The following is a 16434-nucleotide window of genomic DNA, read 5'->3' as shown; positions in this document are numbered from 1 at the left end:
CACGTCGGCCGACAGGCCCGTGATCCTCCGGTCGCTGATGATCGCTGCACGAGACACATTCCCCACCACACGACCATGATCGACGATCGGGAACTCGACGCCTCACCGCCTACCGTGCACGAGCTCGCTAGAACCCAAGCCGGCCGGGGCCCTTCGTCGTGCGGTGGTGGCGTACGGCCGTCAGCTTCTGTCGATGTGGACGTTGGTCGACTTGACCCTGGCCGTGGCCTCCATGCCGACCTCCAGGCCCAGCTCCTCCACGGCCTCGCGGGTCAGGAGGGACACCAGCCGGTGCGGTCCCGCCTGGATCTCGACCTGGGCGGCGACATCGCCGAGCTTGATCGCGGTGACGATGCCGGGGAAGGCGTTGCGGACGGAGGTGTGCGGGGTCTCCTCGTCGGTGCCGCCGGAGCGGGCGAGCTCCACGGAGAAGGCGGCCAGATCCCGGCCGTCGATCAGTCGTCGTCCGCTGTCGTCGCGGTGGGTCGTCATGCGTCCGGCGTCCGCCCAGCGTCGCGCGGTGTCGGGGCTCACGCCGAGCAGCCGTGCTGCCTGGCCGATGGTGTAGGACTGCATGCCGGTCACGATAGGCGGGCGCCGCGCCGGAGGAGCGGCGGGTACGCGTAGGGCCGGTGCGCAGTGGTCGACTGCGACCGGCCCCCGTGGTGTGCAGTGGGCGGCGGATGCCGTCCGGCTCAGGCGGCGGTCACCACCTGGGTGGCGCCCAGCGGGCGGTGCGGGGCGATGATCTTGCCGTCCGGCAGAAGCTCACCGGTGTCCTCGAAGAGGAGAACGCCGTTGCAGAGCAGGCTCCAGCCCTGCTCGGGGTGGTGTGCCACGAGACGGGCGGACTCCCGGTCGGCGGACTCGGCGGTGGGACACGGCGGCTGGTGCTGACACATGGGTGGGATCTTTCGCTCTGTCGTGATCATTCCGGCCCCCGTAGATGACACGTTCGGTTGGATTCCAGTGTTCCCCTGCGAGTGTCTTTCCGCAGGCATTTTGCTGCACCGTTCTCACTGAATGATGACGCATCACCCGGCCGGGCGGTTCAATTCAACCGCACTGTCACTTTGGGTGGTTGTTCGTGGCCCAGAGTGTCTAGTCCGGGCGGGCGGTAAAACGTCTGAGCGAGTAATCGCTCGGACGAGCGAAATGCTGATCGCATAGCCGGAAAGGGCGCCGGAGGCGGACATAAGTGTGCCCCGGTCGCGGAAATGCCGCGCCGGGGCACAAAGCGGAGCTGTCAGGCGGGCGTGCCCAGCAGGGGTGGCGGTGCCGTCGGGGTCGCGCGGTGGGTGAGGACCGGGAGCAGGTCGGCCACGCGGTGCGGCAGGTGCGCGGCGATACCGGGCGGTGCCGGGGCCAGCGGCACCAGCAGGTCGGTGCCGGCCGGCTGTCCGCTCGTGCCGTCGGAGGACGGGTCGCCGTGCAGCCACAGCGTGAGCATGTACAGGCGGGGCACGGACAGCAGGCGCGCCTGATACGTCTGGGTCGCCGACTCGGCCTGGCGCAGAGCGCGCTCGGTGGAGGTGACGTACGGGCCCTCGAAGAAGTGCGAGAACGTCCAGCCGTCGGCGGTCAGCCGGGTCTCGGCGGCGGCGACGGCGCGGTCACCGCACCGGATCAGGAACCGCCAGCCGGCGAGCCGGGTGGCCGTGACGCCCTCGGGTGTCACATGGTCCAGGACGTGCAGGGGCAGGGGCAGATCGGGGGTCGCGGGCTGCTGGGCGGAACGCAGCGAGGGCGTTCGGGCTTCGCGGACAGCTGTGGGGGAACCGAGTGCCGTGAGGACGGTGCGCAGGGCGGGCGCGGGAGCCGGGGGGACATGCAGCGGCATGGTGGGACGCCTCTCGTTCGACAGGCACAGGTGCGTGAGGGCGGGGCGTGGGCGGACGACGCTGTCAGCTCTCGATCGAGGCCAGAGAGGCGGGCCCAGGGGTGTGGGACGTGTGGGACGTGGGGTGCGCGTGCCGCCTGTCGTCGGGTCACCACGACGGCGGGCGGGGCACGAGGGGCGCCCGCCTTCTGCCTTGTGTGCGGAGTTTATACGACACGTGTTCAGGGTGTGTTTCGCCTAGCGGTTTCCGTGACACTCGGCAAGAGGCCATCGAGACGACGATACGCGGGAATCCTCCCGGTTTCGAACCGGCCCCGAGGTGGGTGACCTCGGCTTGGGCGTTTTCAGCGGTCGGCCAATTCTCGTAGGCGTATTTCACGAGGCGCGCAGCCGCGAAACCCCGCCCCGCCGCATGCCCGGTGAATGTGCCGCCGGACTCCGCCCCAAGCCTAGCGGGCGGGGCCGCCGCGCGGGACGTTATCGATCGCATACGCGGGGCATCATCCACCCTGACCCGGACACCGGCGGCCGGACGGCAGACCGACCACCCCCCCAGGAAGGGACGCGTTGCATGGGCGAGAAGGTCGTGGCAGGCGAGTTCGACCTGTCGGATCGCCAGCGCTATCGCGAGAAGCTGCGGCAGTGCCTGTCAGGACTGGAGCGGCTTCTGGCCCAGCAGCGGTTCGACCGTCCGAAGAATCTGATGGGCCTGGAGATCGAACTGAATCTGGTGGGCGCCGACGGGCAGCCGAAAATGCTGAACGCGCAAGTGCTGGAACGTATCGCGAGCCGTGACTTCCAGACGGAACTGGCCATGTTCAACCTGGAGGTGAACATAGCCCCGCACCGGCTCGGAGGCCGCGTTTTCGACCGGCTCGCGGAAGAACTGCGTACGGCTCTGGCATATGCCGACCGAAAAGCGGGAGAGGTCGACGCCCGCATAGCGATGATCGGCATTCTTCCCACGCTGGACCGGGACGACCTGGTCTCGTCCAATCTTTCCGATGTCGACCGTTACACCTTGTTGAACGATCAGATCGTCGCCGCGCGCGGAGAGGAATTCACCCTCGACATCGACGGCGTCGAGCGATTGACATGCACGTCGAAGTCGATCGCCCCCGAGGCCGCCTGCACATCCGTGCAACTGCACTTGCAGGTCACGCCGTCACGTTTCGCCGATGTGTGGAACGCGGCGCAGGCCGTCGCCGCCGCCCAGATCGCCGTGGGCGCCAATTCCCCGTTCCTGTTCGGCCGTGAACTGTGGCGCGAGTCCCGCCCGCCGCTCTTCCAGCAGTCCACCGACACCCGGCCGCCCGAACTGCAGGCGCAGGGCGTACGGCCGCGCACCTGGTTCGGCGAACGGTGGATCACCTCGGCGTACGACCTGTTCGAGGAGAACATCCGTTACTTCCCCGCCCTCCTGCCGATCTGCGACGACGAGGACCCGCTGACGGTGGTGGCGGCCGGCGGCGCGCCGAGGCTCTCCGAGCTCATCCTCCACAACGGCACCATCTACCGCTGGAACCGGCCGGTGTACGACGTCGCGGACGGCGTCCCGCACCTGCGCGTGGAGAACCGGGTCCTGCCCGCCGGCCCGACCGTCGTCGACGTCGTCGCCAACGCGGCCTTCTACTACGGCGTCGTACGCGCCCTCGCCGAGGACACGCGGCCGGTGTGGACCCGGATGCCGTTCGAGGCCGCCGCCGCCAACTTCGACACCGCCTGCCGGTACGGCATCGACGCCCGCCTGGAGTGGCCGCGGCGCGGCCGGCTCGGCGGCACCACCGAGGTCGACGCGGTGAGCCTGGTCCGCGACGAACTGCTGCCGCTCGCCGAGGCCGGGCTCGACGCGTGGGGCGTGGAGCGAGCCGACCGGGACCTGTACCTGGGCATCATCGAGGAGCGGTGTCGGCGCCGCACCAACGGCGCGTCCTGGCAGGCCGCCACTTTCCATCGCGCGCTCGAGGCAGGCCTGTCCCGCGATGCCGCGCTGGCGGCCACGACGCGGCGGTACCGGGAGCTGATGAATCAGGGCGAGCCGGTCCACACCTGGCCGGTGGGGCTGCCGGAGCCGGTACCGGCGGGGTGACCCGGCGAGCGCCGGGCGGGTGGCCGTGCAGCCGGCGGCACCACCGGATCCGTGGCACCGGCGGGCGGCGTGCCGGCCGTCGGCTGCTGTACGGCGGTGACAGCCGGCCCCGGCCGGGGTGCCTCCGGCGCGCGGGTGCCCGAATCACCGCCCCTGCCGTGGCCCCCTGCGCGGGCTGCCGTGTGTCCCCTCCGTAGGCTCTAGCGAGGCCCCGTGCCGGTGGAGACCGGAGGTCGCGGGGGCTGAGCGACTGGAGGCGGCAGGTGGCGGAGACCCTTCCCGAACAGCGGCTGACGCGGCGGACGCTGCGTGACGAGACCCTGCTCGTCCTCGCGTTGTCGCTGGGCGCGAGCGGCGTGTCGGCGTTGATCAGCTTCATCGGGTCGGTCACCAAGCCGGGCGGTCTCAAGGAGCAGGCGGCGACGCTGAACGCCTCGGCCGCGCCCGGCCGGCCCTGGCTCGACCTCGCCTGGCAGTTGTTCGACATCGCCACGGATCTGGTCCCGGTCGCCCTGGTGGCGCACCTCCTGCTGCGTGAGGGGCAGAACCTGCGCACCCTCGGCTTCGACCGCACCCGGCCGCTGACCGACCTCGGGCGCGGCGCGGCCGTCGCCGCGGTGATCGGCAGCACAGGCATCGCCTTCTACCTTGCCGCCCGGGGCCTCGGGTTCAACCTCACCGTGGTCCCGGAGGCGCTGCCGGACGTGTGGTGGAAGTACCCGGTGCTCGTCCTGTCGGCCGTGCAGAACGCAGTCCTGGAGGAGATCATCGTCGTCGGCTATCTGCTGCGGCGGCTCGGCCAGTTGGGGTGGACGCCGGGCACCGCGCTGGTGGCCAGTGCCGTGCTGCGCGGCTCGTACCACCTCTACCAGGGCATCGGCGGCTTCGTCGGGAACATGGTGATGGGCGTGGTGTTCGTCCTGCTGTACCGGCGCTGGGGCCGGGTCGGCCCGCTCGTGGTGGCGCACTCGCTGCTCGACATCGGCGCCTTCGTCGGATACGCGCTGCTCGCCGGCAAGGTCGACTGGCTGCCCACCGCCTGACCCGGCGCGCGGAAGAAGGGGGGCGCACGGCGTTGTCGTACGCCCCCTTCGTGCTGTTCCGCCGGGCCTCAGGCCAGCAGCTCGCCGTCGATCACGGTGACCGCGCGACCGCTCAGCAGGGTGCGGTCGCCGCGCAGTTCGACGCGGACCCGGCCGGAGCGGGGCGAGGCCTGAAGCCCGGTCAGCTCGGCGCTGCCGAGGCGTGGGGACCAGTAGGGGGCGAGGGCGGTGTGGGCGCTGCCGGTGACCGGGTCCTCGTCGATGCCGAGGTTCGGGAAGAAGCAGCGGGAGACGAAGTCGTAGCCCCGGGACGGGTCCTCGGCGCGGGCGGTGGCGATGATGCCGCGGCTGGAGTAGGCGCCGATCGCCTTGAGGTCGGGGGCGAGGCCGCGGACCGTCTTCTCGTCCGGGAGTTCGAGGAGCAGGTCTCCCACGTTCGGGCCGGTGTCGAAGGCGGTGCGCGGCTCGGCGCCCAGTGCCTCCGCGACGCCGTCGGGGACGGCGGTCCCGGTGAGCGGGGCGGTGGGGAAGTCCAGGGTGATCGAGCCGTCCTCGCGCGGCGTGGCGACGAGGACGCCGCTCCGCGTGGCCAACCGGACCGGGCCCTGGTGCGCGCCGGTGGTGGCGAGGACATGGGCGGTGGCGAGGGTGGCGTGGCCGCACATGGCGACCTCCGCCGCCGGGGTGAACCAGCGCAGCGCCCAGTCGGCCTCGCCGCCCTCGGGCAGCCGGTGGGCGAAGGCCGTCTCGGCGTGGTTCACCTCCATCGCCACCTTCTGGAGCCACTCGTCGTCGGGGAAGGCGTCGAGCAGCATCACACCGGCCGGGTTGCCGGAGAAGGGACGGTCGGTGAAGGCGTCGACAATTCGGATGCGCATGGTCCGACGGTAGCGGGGGAGCGGAGGCGTGGGACAAGGCCAATGCCCGGACGGTGGACCCCTTTCGCGGTACGGGCGTGAGCGCGTCCGGGGCAGGGGCGACCGCTCGCTGTCGCGCAGGCGCGGGCCGATGCGTGAGGTCGTCGGCGTCGCTGTCGGTGTTCGAAGAGGCCCGCCCTTGCGGCCTTCGGCCTGGGGTTTTCCGTCAACGGCACGCTCGTGCGCCGATCGCTGGGGGCCAGCTGGGACACGCCGTTCGAGGCTGTGGACCCGGTACGGGAGTTCAGCCGGCACAAGGACGGCCACGGGTTCGCGGGCCGGTACCACTCGTCGACGATGCGGGATCACGTCGGCTGCGAGTCGTGGCTGGAGCGGGACTGATCCTGCTGGACCGCGATCCGCACGTGGTCGCGATCGCCTCGCAGCCGTTCTGGCTGCACTGGCACGGCACACGCAAGCGTCGGCACGCTCCTGACTACTTCGTCCGGCTGTCCGACGGCGGCGCCCGCATCGTCGACGTCCGGCCCGAGGATGAGATGGATGAGGCGACGCGGGAGGCGTTCAACGCGACCAGGCATGCCTGCAGGGCCGTGGGCTGGGACACCCGCGAGGGATGCGGGGCCCCCATACAGTCCGAGGCGAGCTTCGGCGTCAAGCCGCTGACCTGTTCGAGAGCCAGCCGGCAGAAGAGACACCGCAAGCGCCACCCCGCCAGCCAGAGGCGTCGGGAACGCTGCCGGATCTGCCGAAAGGTCATGGTCATGCGTATTGGGCAGCGACGTCCTCTCTGCTCGTCGGCCTGCCGACGAGCCGCCTACCTCGAACGGCAGCAGCGGCGCACGCCACAACCCGAAGCACCTTCCGGACCGGAAGCCGAGGCATCACCGCTCTGTTTGATCTGCGAAGTCCCCCTGCCGCCGAACGCTGCCGAGAGCGGGCGCCGCACGTGTTCTCAACGCTGCCGACAAGCGGCATATCGCTGGCGGACATCACCACCGCGTCCGACTCGCCCATCGGTCCAACCCTGGAACCCGACACCGACACCCCTGGGGACATGCGAAGTCTGCGGGCACCCGCTGCCTCCCGGCCCCGGACGACGCCGCACATGCTCAGGACGGTGTCGGCAAAGAGCCCACCGCTGGCGCACCCATCCATCTGAAGAACACCGCACTCAACAAGCAGCCCCAGAGTCCCCGAACCCCAACCCGCCGCCCGAACCCGCAGCTTCACCCATCACGGTCGGGGCGAGGGCTGACGCACTCGCCCCGACCCGCAACGAGTCACCGGAAATGCCACCCTGCACAGTCTGTTTGGGCCCGCTGCCCGAAGGACGCAGCAGGTCACAGCGCCGGACGTGCTCCCAGCGTTGCCGTCAGAAGGCATATCGCCAACGCAAGGCGATGCTTTTGTGAGTCTGTCCTCGAACGTCCAGGCCGGTCAGTTCAGCAGGGCAGTTGTGAACGTCTGACGGTGATCCACCAGCCAGGTCTGCATGCGGTCCCAGCGTTCCCATCCACCACGCTCGGCCAGCGCCCGGAGATAGACGAGATCTCCGTCGGCCACGCGGCGGGCGACGAAGGCCCGGCAGACCTCCGTGGCCTGCTCGATGACACCGGGCAACTCGGCACGGTCCCCTGCCGAGAGGCCGTAGCCGTCGGCAAGAATCCGCAGCCGTGCGGCCGCGTCCAGCCCGTGGGGATGGAGAGCAGCCGCGGACTCGGGATCAAGCATGGGCACCCAATAGCGGGCGGTCATGGCGATGTCCCAGAGGGCACGGCCCGGGGCCGCCAAGTCGAAATCGATCAGGGCCACGGCACGACCGTCGCGGAAGACGACGTTCTCCGGGCACACATCGTTGTGGCACAACATCGTTCCCCCCTCCGGGTCGGCGAGGTCCGGGGGCCACTCGGCACGGGTGTCGACCGCGATGGCCGCGCTGGTCTCATGCAGACGCCGCAGCAGGCTCCCCACCGATTCGAGGGCAGAACTTGTCATCGCCCAGTCCGGGAACGGCGGCAGAGCCACCTCGCCAGGGATGAAAGTCAGATACTCATGGCCATCCGCGGTGAGACCGACAGGGGCCGGCGCCGCGTCGAAGCCGTGCTCCTTCAGCGCAAGGAGATAGGCATGCAGGGCGTGCGCGTTGCGCGGTGCCGGTCGCTCCACCAACTCCCCCCGGCGGAAGACCGCCCCCGCGTTCACCATCCCGCCGACCAGCGCCTCGTCTTCAGCCGTCATGAGGATCACGCTATCGCCGGATCGGCCCGCGCGGGCCGGGCTGCACTCGACGTGGATCAACGCACGACAGAACGCGCGACGCGGAATCCCACGTCGTCGACCTGGAAAGTCGGGTGGCTGCGGCGCCGCGCGGAGGCCCGACAACTCCAGTGCTCATCGAACCAACCACCGCCACGGAGCACCCGATAGGCGCCATAGACCTCGGCGTCGTAGACATCCCAGCACCAGTCCCAGACGTTGCCGAGCATGTCGTACAGCCCCCACGAGTTGGGGCGTTTGCCGCCCACCTCGTGGATGCGCTCGTTCGAGTTGCCGCGGTACCAGCCGATCTCGTCGAGATCCCCGTAGTGCGGCCCGGTCGTCCCGGCCCGGCAGGCGTGCTCCCACTCGGCTTCGGTCGGCAGTCGATACCCGTCGGCGGACGCGTCCCACTCGACATCTTCGGCCTCGGCACGGAAGTGGTACGCGGGCGTGAGGCCGGCGCACTGGGACAGGGCGTTGCAGAACCGCGCCGCGTCCCACCAGGACACGCACTCGACCGGCAACTGGTCCCCAGAGGTGGTACTCGGCCGCTGGCCTGTGATCTGTGCGTACAACGCCTGGGTGACCGGGAATGCCGCGAGCTGGTAGGGCGCGAGCTCGACCGACCAACTTCGCTGAGTCCGCCGGTCCGACAGCGTCACCTGCCCCGGCGGGATGGCGATCATCTCGTTGCCCATCATCACGTCCATGATCAGGAGATCCTAACGAGGCCTGCCAGTGCGAGAGCCGTCGGGATCGATCTCGGTTCTGGCGGCGCGGGCGGTGAATCGGTACGTCATGACGGCGTTCTACCAGTGCATCCTCTGGGCTTCCAGGCAGGGGCAAGACTGAGCAGAGGAATGGGCGGAAAGTGCGTCACCACCGTCACCCCAACCAGGATCCGCAGGTCAAGGTGCTGGTGCAGGCCTGAGACTGCGTCACCCGGAATCGCTCGGCAGAGCAGCTTCACTGAGACGAACAGCCGACACAGCACATTCGATGAGACGAAGTTGCATCCGAGCACCTTCGTTGAGACCTGAGCAACCTTCGCTGAGACAGGTCAGTCAGCGGCAGCTTCGGCAGAGGGTTGTCATGCGATGTGTTCCGATATATCGTTGAGGCATCGCGACAGATCAACGATGGATGGAGTGACGGACATGCACGGTCATGGATTCGGATTCGAGCGTGGGCACGGCGGTCCCGGCCCGCGCGGTATGGGCGGCTTCGAGCAGCGGCGTGGTGCCTTCGGGCCCTTCGGGCCGGGTGGACCCGGCGGGCACGGCGGTCCCGGATTCGGCTTCGGCGGGCCGGGCTTCGGACCCGGGCCCTGGGGCCCCCGAGGGCGGGGCGGCCCGCGCGGCCGGGCACGGCGCGGTGATGTGCGCGCCTCGATCCTGGCCCTGCTCAAGGACCGTCCGATGCACGGCTACGAGATGATCCAGGAGATCGCCGAACGCAGCGGAGGCACATGGAAGCCGAGCCCCGGCTCGGTCTACCCGACACTCCAGCTGCTGGAGGACGAGGGCCTGATCGTCAGCGAGAGCGAGGGAGGCAAGAAGCTGTTCTCCCTCACCGAGGCCGGCCGTGCCGCCGCGGACGAGGTTCCCGAGGCGCCCTGGGAGGAGGCCTCCCGTGGGGTCGACTGGGAAGCCCTCAATGACATCCGCCAGGCCGGTTTCGGCCTGATGGAGGCCTTCGGGCAGGTCTGGAAGACCGGCAACAAGGAGCAGCGCGAGAAGGCCCTCGGCGTCATCAACGAGGCCCGCAAGAAGCTGTACCTCATCCTCGCCGACGAGGACTGAGACCCGAGCCGCGGCCACGGCCGCCGGACCTTGCTCCGGCGGCCGTACCGGCGTGCCCACCGGGCCACCCCTCAGCCGATCCGGCGTATCAGCGCCGCGTCGAACACATCCCAGGCCCTCGGGAACCTGCTCTCCTCGTGGCAGTGCCACGCCTCCCAGAACAGGTCGGCGAGGAGCGCGTCCTTCGGGGCGTACACCCGGTAGACGTACTGTCTGCCGTCGACGGCCGGCAACGCGACCAGCCAGCACCTGCTGCTCTCCATTGCCCAGGGGACGTCGGCCGGGATCGGACCGGTTGCGCCCGGGGCGCGTACCGCGCAGCGCGCGCCCCTCAGATGCACGGGTCCGATCTCCTCCCCAAGGAGGAGCCGGCCCCCGCCGCGTCCACTCTGCGCGGGACGCGCAAATGCTCCGCACCGTGGATGCGGAGGTCAGGTGCGCCTGATGGGGTGGGAGCGTGCAACCCGGTACTCCCCCTCCCCGCACTCCGCGGCAGCCCGGACACGCGCCGGGCTCCCCGCACGGCGCCGACGACGCCTCCCGCATCGGCGCCGAACTCGCCGCGGTGGTCGCCGGTGCCCGCAGGCGGGCCGTGCGGGACGGGGACCGGCAGATCGACACCGCGCATCTGCTGCACTCCCTGCTGGAGACCGACCCGGAGGCACGCGCCGCGTGCGGCGGCCCGCAGCGCATCGCCCGCCTCCTCGGCTACCTCGTGCAGCGCAGCATCGGCTACGGGCTGCGCTGGCAGAGCACCGTCGAGGACTCCGGTGCCGTGCCCGTCCTCACCGAGACCGGCACGCTCTCCCCGCTCGCCGCGAGCGCCCTGGAGCACGCCTCCGCGCGGGCCGCCGGGCGCGGCGAGCCCGCCCGCGGCATCGACCTGCTCGCCGCGCTCGTGGCCGACCCGGACGCGCGTGCCGTCGAGGTGCTCACCGCCGCCGGGATCGGCGTACCGGAGGTGCCGTCCGGGACCGCGGGCGGCGCCGAGGCGTACGACGAGGGCGCCGGGCGCGATCACTGACGCACGGGCCCCGACCCTTTCTCCGGACCGGCCCCGGCCGCGCGCCTTCGGCGCTGCCGTCGGGCAGCGCCTGCCGTACGTCACGGGCCCCTCGGTCCAGTCGGTGAGACAGGTGTCATCGGGGGTGACGCTCCTGTCCGCGCCTGTCATCATGTGCCGGTGCACACGTCAGGAACCAGACAGGACGGCGCCGGGAAAGGCGTCGGACTCTCCCTCGCGCTCGCCTCGGCCCTCGCCTTCGGCGGATCGGGAGTCGCCGCCAAACCGCTGATCGAGGCCGGCCTCGACCCGCTGCACGTGGTGTGGCTGCGGGTCGCCGGCGCCGCCCTCGTCATGCTGCCGATCGCCGTCCGCCACCGGGCACTGCCGCGCCGCCGTCCCGCGCTGCTCGCCGGGTTCGGGCTGCTGGCCGTGGCCGGGGTCCAGGCCTGCTACTTCGCCGCCCTGTCCCGCATCCCCGTCGGCGTCGCGCTGCTCGTGGAGTATCTGGCGCCGGCGCTCGTGCTCGGCTGGGTGCGGTTCGTGCAGCGGCGGCCCGTCACCCGGGCCGCGGCCGTGGGCGTCGTCCTCGCCGTGGGCGGCCTCGCCTGCGTCGTCGAGGTGTGGGCCGGGCTCGGCTTCGACGCGCTCGGACTGCTCCTCGCGCTCGGCGCCGCCTGCTGCCAGGTCGGCTACTTCGTGCTCTCCGACCACGGCGGCGACTCCGGCGACGACGCCCCCGACCCGCTCGGCGTCATCGCCTACGGCCTGATCGTCGGCGCCCTCGTCCTGACCGTGGTCGCCCGGCCCTGGGGCATGGACTGGTCCGTTCTCACCCGCAGCGCCCCCATGAACGGCACACCCGTCGCCGCCTGGGTACTGCTCGCCTGGATCGTCCTGGTCGCCACCGTCGTCGCCTACGTCACCGGCGTGCTGTCGGTGCGGCGGCTCTCCCCGCAGGTCGCGGGCGTGGTGGCCTGCCTGGAGGCGGTCATCGCGACCGTCCTGGCCTGGGTGCTGCTCGGGGAACACCTTTCCGCACCGCAGCTCGTCGGCGGTGTCGTCGTCCTCGCCGGCGCGTTCATCGCCCAGTCCTCCACCCCTGCCAGGACGGACGGGGAACCGGTCGCGGGCGGCACCGCCAGCGGGGCCGAGCGGGAGTTGTCGGCGCGCGGAACGGCCGCCTAGGATGGGGATCATGTTTGCGGACGCACTCGTTCTTCCGCCCCCGGCCGCCTGAGGCGGGCCCTCGGTGCATCGCACCCGACGGCAGAAGCTGTCGGTGCCGGTCGCGCTGCCCGCAGAAGCATCCCGTTCCTGGAGTCCGTCGGCGGGCATCGGCGCAGTAGAGCCGTACAAAAGCTCTCTTCACTGACACAGCCACCCCCGTCATGAGTGGCGACCGCCGGCGCGTTCCTCCCGTCTTCTGCACGCGCGGAGAGAACTCGTGTCGTTTCCTGCATCCGGCCTGCCCGTCGGGCGAGGCCTGCTCTACCTGATCATCGCCGGTGCCGCCTGGGGCACCGCCGGAGCCGCCGCCTCCCTGGTCTACCGGTCCAGTGACCTCGGCCCCGTCGCCCTGTCCTTCTGGCGGTGCGCCGCCGGACTCGTACTGCTCGCCGCGGCCCGCATGCTGCGCCGGCGCGGCACGACGTCCGCCGCACCGGCACCGCTCGGGCAGCGGGTACGGCGCGCCCTCGCCACAGGACTGGGCCTCGCGGTGTTCCAGACCGCGTACTTCGCCGCCGTCTCCGCGACCGGCCTCGCCGTGGCCACCGTCGTGACGCTCGGCGCCGGACCCGTCCTCATCGCCCTCGGCGCCCGGCTCACCCTCGGCGAACGGCTCGGCGGCGGAGGCCTCGCGGCGGTCGCCGGGGCGATCGCCGGGCTCGCCGTCCTCGTCCTCGGCGGCGGAGGGGCCGATGTACGGCCGTGGGGCGTGCTGCTCGCGCTGCTGTCCGCCGCCGGGTACAGCGTGATGACGCTGCTCACGCGGCGCTGGGGGCGGGACGGGGGCGCGGACGCCTCCGCGACGACCGTGTCGGCGTTCGCCGTGACGAGCCTGTGCCTGCTGCCGTTCGCCCTCGCGGAAGGCGTCGTCCCGCACACGGTGGACCCGGTACGGACCGTGGCCCTGCTCGGCTACATCGCTGCCGTGCCGACCGCGCTCGCCTACGCGCTGTACTTCGCCGGGGCCGCAGTCGTCCGGTCGGCGACCGTGTCCGTGATCATGCTGCTGGAGCCGGTGAGCGCGGCGGTGCTCGCCGTCCTGCTGCTCGGCGAGCACATCACGCCCGCGACCTGCTGCGGGACGCTGCTGATGCTGGGCGCCGTCGGCGGACTGGCGCTGGCGGAAGCGCGAGGCGTCACCGCGCCCGCGTAGCACGACCGGGCGCCCGCGGGCCGGTGCCGGTCCCCGGGTGCCTCACCCGGCTATCGGGCGCGCCGCACCAGGTGCTCGCGGGCGGCGGTGTCGCGGGGACCGCGCCGGGCGGTCAGATTGGCCGCGATACGGGCACGGGTCTCCTCGGGCCGGTGACCGGCGTACTTGAACTTCGCACGCACCTCCACCACCTCCAGACGTATCCCGCGGATCCCCGGCAGCATCCGCCCGTACGGTGCCTCGCCGGGCGTCGCCCGTGCCGAACCGCCCTCCGGCTGGAAGTGGGCGACCTGGCGGTTGAGGAGGTCCGCCTTCTCCGCCGGGTCGTCCACGATGCGGGCGCGGCAGGTGAGCTGGACCGCCGTGTAGAAGCTGGTCGGGGTGCCGTGCTCCGGCGGCATGTCCGGGAGCGCCTGCCAGGGGCCGGGGACGAACACATAGTCGTCCACGACACTCAACGTGACCTGCGGGTTCGCCTGGAGGGCAGGCCAGAGGGGGTTCGGGCGGGCCAGATGCGTCACGGCCTCGTTGCGCTCCGGGTCGTACGCGAAGTGCAGCGGCTGGACGAACGGCGGCTCGCCCGGCAGCCCGTTGACCGCGAGCTGGCCGAAGTCGTGCGCCGCCAGCCAGCCCTGCCACTCGGAGTCGTCGCGGGGCGCGTCCCAGGGATGGATCAGCATCACAGGACCTTGAGGTAGTCGGGGAGGTCCGTGCCGGGCGCCAGAGCCGGATCGGGTACGGGGGTGTCGTAGCCCTTGCGCAGCGGGACCAGGCCCGCCCAGTGCGGGAGGCCCAGGTCCTCCGGCTCGTCGTTGACGCCGCCGGTGCGGAACTTGGCGGACACCTCGTCCAGGTCCAGCCGGATCACCGCGGTGGCCGCCAGCTCCTTGCGGTTCGCCGGGCGCGAGTCGGCCGCGCGGCCCGGCACGACATGGTCGACCAGCGCGTCCAGTGCCCGGCGCTTCTCCTCCGGGTCCGTGACCTCGTACGCCAGGCCGTGCACCACGACCGAGCGGTAGTTGATCGAGTGGTGGAAGGCCGAGCGGGCCAGCACCAGCGCATCGACGTGCGTGACCGTCAGACACACCGGCAGGCCCGGATCCGCCGCGCCGGCCATCCGCAGCGGGCGTGAACCCGTCGAACCGTGGACGTAGAGACGGTCGCCGACACGGCCGTACAGGGTGGGCAGGACCACGGGGGCGCCGTCACGGACGAACCCCAGATGGCAGACGTACCCCTCGTCGAGGATCGCGCGCACCGACTCCCTGTCATAACGGGCCCGGTCCGCGGAACGCGTGGGAACGGTCCGGTCGGTGGGGGTGTAGGCGTCGGCTCCCGCGCCCGGGTCCTGCATGATGTCCTCCCCGGATCTATTGCACTAGTGCATAATAGTCTTTGTGCTAGGAGAATATCGGATCGAAGGTCGACGTGCAGCCGAGATCGCGGCCAGCGTGGAACACGGGGTGGCGCAGGGCGCCCTCCGGCCGGGCCAACCGCTGCCCCCGATGCGGGAGTTGGCCGCGGCGCTGGGCGTGAACCCCAACACGGTCGCCGCCGCCTACCGCACCCTGCGCGAACGCGGCGTCATCGAGACCGCCGGACGACGCGGCAGTCGAGTCCGGCCCAAGCCGGCCACCACCGGACGCGAGTACATCGCCGTGGAGGTCACCGAAGGGGTACGGGACGTGTCCGCCGGCAACCCCGACCCGGCGCTGCTTCCTCCTCTCGGGCCCGCCTTCGCCGCAGCCGCCGAGGAGAACGACCGCGCACCCGTGCTGTACGGCGGCGCGGCGGTCGAACCCGAGCTGGCCCGGCTCGCCCGCGCCGACCTGGACGCCGACGGGGTGCCCGACGGGCCCGTCGCCGTCACCTCCGGCTCCCTCGACGCCATCGAACGGGTCCTCGCCGCCCACCTCCGGCCCGGCGACACCGTCGCCGTCGAGGACCCCGGCTGGGGTAGCCTCCTCGACCTCGTCCCCGCGCTCGGGCTGCGCACCGCGCCCGTCGGCGTCGACGACGACGGACCGCGCGTCGAGGACGTCCAGCGGGCACTGGAAGGCGGAGCGCGGGCGCTGATCGTCACCGACCGGGCACAGAACCCGACCGGTGCCGCCGTCAGCGCCGCACGCGCGCGTGCCCTACGGGACGTGCTGCGGCGCCATCCCGACGTGCTGATCGTCGAGGACGACCACGGGCACCGGATCGTCGACCTCCCGCTGCATTCCCTCGCCGGGGCGACCCGGTGCTGGGCCCTCGTCCGGTCCGTCGCCAAGGCCTACGGTCCCGATCTGCGGCTCGCCGTGCTCACCGGCGACGAGCTGACGCTGGACCGTGTGCGGGGGCGGCAGCGGCTCGGGCCCGGGTGGGTCAGCCGGATCACCCAGCGGGCCGTCGTACGGCTGTGGCGCGACCGGGCCGTGGACGTGCGGTCGGTCGCCGCGGCGTACGGGCGGCGACGCGACGCGCTGATCGGGGCGCTCGCCCGGCGGGGGGTCGTCGCGCACGGGCGCAGCGGGCTGAACGTGTGGGTGCCGGTGCCGGACGAGACGGGGGCGGTGGCGGGGCGGCTGCAGGCGGGGTGGGCGGTCGCGCCCGGGGCGCGGTTCCGGATCGCGGCGGCGCCCGGCGTGCGGGTCACCGTCGCGGAGCTGGGGGAGGGGGAGGCGGAAGCGCTGGCCGACGCGGTGGCAACGGCCCTGCGCGACAGCGCGCCCGCCGGCCACGTGTAGGGGACGGCGCGTGTCCCGACCTCTCGCGCAGTTCCCCGCGCCCCTTTGCCACCGGCGTGCCGGTGACGCCCCTCTGCGCAGTTCCCCGCGGCCCCCTTTGCCACGGGGGTGCCGGTGACGCCCTTGTGCGCAGTTCCCCGCGCCCCTTTCGGGGTGCGTGCGGTTTCGTTGTTCACCGCGGGCCGGTGGGGGCTTGGCGCGCAGTTCCCCGCGCCCCTTGTCTGTGCCTGCGGCATCGCTTTCACCTGCGGGCCGGTGGGGGTGTTCGCGCAGTTCCCCGCGCCCCTGATGCCTGCGGCGGCCCGCTGGTGTGGGTGGGTGGCTGGTGTAGCGCCGGCTGTCCGGTGGTGGGGTCGGGGCCGCGCCGGGGGGTGTCCGTCCTCGGTGCGACGCCCTGCCTCTCAGATC

Annotated in this window: 18 protein-coding genes; 9 read left to right on the top strand and 9 right to left on the bottom strand. The window is 71.8% G+C overall.

Annotated features, from left to right (window positions below; all coding sequences use genetic code 11):
* Positions 1 to 180: 180 nt before the first annotated feature.
* The 3 genes from MTQ10_RS16630 to MTQ10_RS16620 all read right to left on the bottom strand — a co-directional run bounded on the left by MTQ10_RS16630 (position 181) and on the right by MTQ10_RS16620 (position 1840).
* Positions 181 to 576: a TOBE domain-containing protein gene (locus MTQ10_RS16630; RefSeq protein WP_247468714.1), complete on the bottom strand. Its 396-nt coding sequence runs from the start codon at positions 574 to 576 to the stop codon at positions 181 to 183.
* Positions 577 to 695: 119 nt separating this feature from the next.
* Positions 696 to 902, bottom strand: coding sequence for a DUF5999 family protein (locus tag MTQ10_RS16625; protein WP_247468712.1), 207 nt, complete (start codon positions 900 to 902; stop codon positions 696 to 698).
* A gap of 344 nt (positions 903 to 1246) precedes the next feature.
* On the bottom strand, positions 1247 to 1840 hold the full coding sequence (locus MTQ10_RS16620; RefSeq protein WP_247468710.1) for a hypothetical protein: 594 nt from the start codon (positions 1838 to 1840) through the stop codon (positions 1247 to 1249).
* Positions 1841 to 2411: 571 nt separating this feature from the next.
* Between MTQ10_RS16620 and MTQ10_RS16615 the strand changes: the two genes are divergently transcribed.
* Both MTQ10_RS16615 and MTQ10_RS16610 read left to right on the top strand, forming a co-directional pair.
* Positions 2412 to 3929 carry a glutamate-cysteine ligase family protein gene (locus tag MTQ10_RS16615; protein WP_247468708.1) on the top strand — a complete coding sequence of 506 codons (1518 nt, stop codon included), beginning with the start codon at positions 2412 to 2414 and terminating at the stop codon, positions 3927 to 3929.
* Positions 3930 to 4192: 263 nt separating this feature from the next.
* On the top strand, positions 4193 to 4972 hold the full coding sequence (locus tag MTQ10_RS16610) for a CPBP family intramembrane glutamic endopeptidase (protein ID WP_247468698.1): 780 nt from the start codon (positions 4193 to 4195) through the stop codon (positions 4970 to 4972).
* 68 nt (positions 4973 to 5040) lie between these two features.
* On the opposite strand, the gene MTQ10_RS16605 is transcribed toward MTQ10_RS16610, so the two are convergent.
* Positions 5041 to 5850: a PhzF family phenazine biosynthesis protein gene (locus MTQ10_RS16605; protein ID WP_247468696.1), complete on the bottom strand. Its 810-nt coding sequence runs from the start codon at positions 5848 to 5850 to the stop codon at positions 5041 to 5043.
* A gap of 219 nt (positions 5851 to 6069) precedes the next feature.
* Here MTQ10_RS16605 and MTQ10_RS31680 point away from each other — a divergent pair, with 219 nt between their 5' ends.
* Together MTQ10_RS31680 and MTQ10_RS31675 are read left to right on the top strand one after the other, a co-directional pair.
* Positions 6070 to 6231: a hypothetical protein gene (locus tag MTQ10_RS31680; RefSeq protein WP_374117622.1), complete on the top strand. Its 162-nt coding sequence runs from the start codon at positions 6070 to 6072 to the stop codon at positions 6229 to 6231.
* Entirely contained in the window at positions 6213 to 7262 is a 1050-nt protein-coding gene (locus MTQ10_RS31675) for a TnsA endonuclease N-terminal domain-containing protein (protein ID WP_374117621.1), read from the top strand. Before MTQ10_RS31680 ends, MTQ10_RS31675 begins: the two co-directional genes overlap by 19 nt.
* Positions 7263 to 7287: 25 nt before the next feature.
* On the opposite strand, the gene MTQ10_RS16595 is transcribed toward MTQ10_RS31675, so the two are convergent.
* Together MTQ10_RS16595 and MTQ10_RS16590 are read right to left on the bottom strand one after the other, a co-directional pair.
* Positions 7288 to 8088, bottom strand: coding sequence for a phosphotransferase (locus tag MTQ10_RS16595; RefSeq protein ID WP_247468694.1), 801 nt, complete (start codon positions 8086 to 8088; stop codon positions 7288 to 7290).
* Positions 8089 to 8144: 56 nt separating this feature from the next.
* Complete coding sequence (locus tag MTQ10_RS16590; RefSeq protein ID WP_247468691.1) at positions 8145 to 8819, bottom strand: formylglycine-generating enzyme family protein; 675 nt, start codon at positions 8817 to 8819, stop codon at positions 8145 to 8147.
* Between the two features lie 447 nt (positions 8820 to 9266).
* Between MTQ10_RS16590 and MTQ10_RS16585 the strand changes: the two genes are divergently transcribed.
* Entirely contained in the window at positions 9267 to 9911 is a 645-nt protein-coding gene (locus MTQ10_RS16585; RefSeq protein WP_247468690.1) for a PadR family transcriptional regulator, read from the top strand.
* Between the two features lie 71 nt (positions 9912 to 9982).
* On the opposite strand, the gene MTQ10_RS16580 is transcribed toward MTQ10_RS16585, so the two are convergent.
* Positions 9983 to 10174 (bottom strand): hypothetical protein, encoded by a 192-nt coding sequence (locus tag MTQ10_RS16580; protein ID WP_247468688.1) that lies wholly within the window; start codon positions 10172 to 10174, stop codon positions 9983 to 9985.
* Between the two features lie 194 nt (positions 10175 to 10368).
* Between MTQ10_RS16580 and MTQ10_RS16575 the strand changes: the two genes are divergently transcribed.
* The 3 genes from MTQ10_RS16575 to MTQ10_RS16565 all read left to right on the top strand — a co-directional run bounded on the left by MTQ10_RS16575 (position 10369) and on the right by MTQ10_RS16565 (position 13297).
* The gene (locus MTQ10_RS16575; protein WP_374117620.1) at positions 10369 to 10935 is read left to right on the top strand and encodes a Clp protease N-terminal domain-containing protein; all 567 of its coding nucleotides are present in this window, start codon (positions 10369 to 10371) and stop codon (positions 10933 to 10935) included.
* Positions 10936 to 11088: 153 nt separating this feature from the next.
* On the top strand, positions 11089 to 12102 hold the full coding sequence (locus tag MTQ10_RS16570) for an EamA family transporter (protein WP_247468686.1): 1014 nt from the start codon (positions 11089 to 11091) through the stop codon (positions 12100 to 12102).
* A gap of 259 nt (positions 12103 to 12361) precedes the next feature.
* Entirely contained in the window at positions 12362 to 13297 is a 936-nt protein-coding gene (locus MTQ10_RS16565; RefSeq protein WP_247468684.1) for a DMT family transporter, read from the top strand.
* Between the two features lie 50 nt (positions 13298 to 13347).
* Here MTQ10_RS16565 and MTQ10_RS16560 read toward each other — a convergent pair whose 3' ends face one another.
* Both MTQ10_RS16560 and MTQ10_RS16555 read right to left on the bottom strand, forming a co-directional pair.
* Positions 13348 to 13977, bottom strand: a complete 630-nt coding sequence (locus tag MTQ10_RS16560; protein ID WP_247468682.1) for an FMN-binding negative transcriptional regulator — start codon at positions 13975 to 13977, stop codon at positions 13348 to 13350.
* A complete protein-coding gene (locus MTQ10_RS16555) occupies positions 13977 to 14651 on the bottom strand; it encodes a pyridoxamine 5'-phosphate oxidase family protein (RefSeq protein ID WP_247468681.1) in 675 nt (224 codons plus the stop codon). The genes MTQ10_RS16560 and MTQ10_RS16555 overlap by 1 nt, the downstream gene beginning before the upstream one ends.
* Before the next feature lie 43 nt (positions 14652 to 14694).
* On the opposite strand from MTQ10_RS16555, the gene MTQ10_RS16550 reads away from it, so the two are divergent.
* Positions 14695 to 16026 (top strand): aminotransferase class I/II-fold pyridoxal phosphate-dependent enzyme, encoded by a 1332-nt coding sequence (locus MTQ10_RS16550; protein WP_247468680.1) that lies wholly within the window; start codon positions 14695 to 14697, stop codon positions 16024 to 16026.
* Positions 16027 to 16434 lie beyond the last annotated feature (408 nt).

The organism is Streptomyces sp. XM83C, assembly GCF_023072675.1.
Classification (GTDB): Bacteria; Actinomycetota; Actinomycetes; order Streptomycetales; family Streptomycetaceae; genus Streptomyces; species Streptomyces thermocoprophilus.
Note: the sequence above shows the minus strand (reverse complement) of the source record. Positions and strands in the feature narration are given on the sequence as shown.